Annotated in this window: 1 protein-coding gene; it reads right to left on the minus strand. The window is 45.8% G+C overall.

The genetic code is table 11. The features are described 5' to 3' along the window. The coding region (uvrC, locus tag ACWHAR_RS30770) for an excinuclease ABC subunit UvrC (RefSeq protein ID WP_452088897.1) at positions 1-555 on the minus strand (555 nt) is incomplete at both ends.

Genomic DNA, 555 nt, shown 5'->3' on the forward strand with positions numbered 1-555 from the left:
AAGCTCTTTTTTGACCTCATTATAGCCGCCCCTTAAGAAACGTGTAATGCTTTCAACCAGCTCTCTGTTCGTCTCTTCGGAAATATCCTTTACACACGGAGCGAGGCATTGGCCCAGATGATAGTAAAGGCACACTCTGTCCGGGAGCTTGGAGCATTTTCTGAGAGGATACAGACGGTCGAGCAGTTTTTTTGTTTCCCTTGCTGCCTGTACATTCGGATACGGCCCGAAATAGCGCCCTTTGTCTTTTTTGACATTGCGGGTGACAATTAGCCTTGGGTGGCGTTCATGGGTGAGTTTTATGAAAGGATAGGTTTTGTCGTCTTTGAGCATGACGTTGTATTTCGGATCATGCTTTTTGATCAGATTCATTTCTAAAATAAGCGCTTCAAGATTGGAGGACGTCACGATATATTCAAAATCCTCGATTTCCGTCACAAGCCTTTGGGTTTTCGCGTCGTGAGAACCGGTGAAGTAGGAGCGCACTCTGTTTTTCAGCACTTTTGCTTTCCCTACGTAGATCACAGTCTGCTGCCGGTCCTTCATGAGATAACA

This window comes from Bacillus sp. LR--39 (assembly GCF_053613335.1).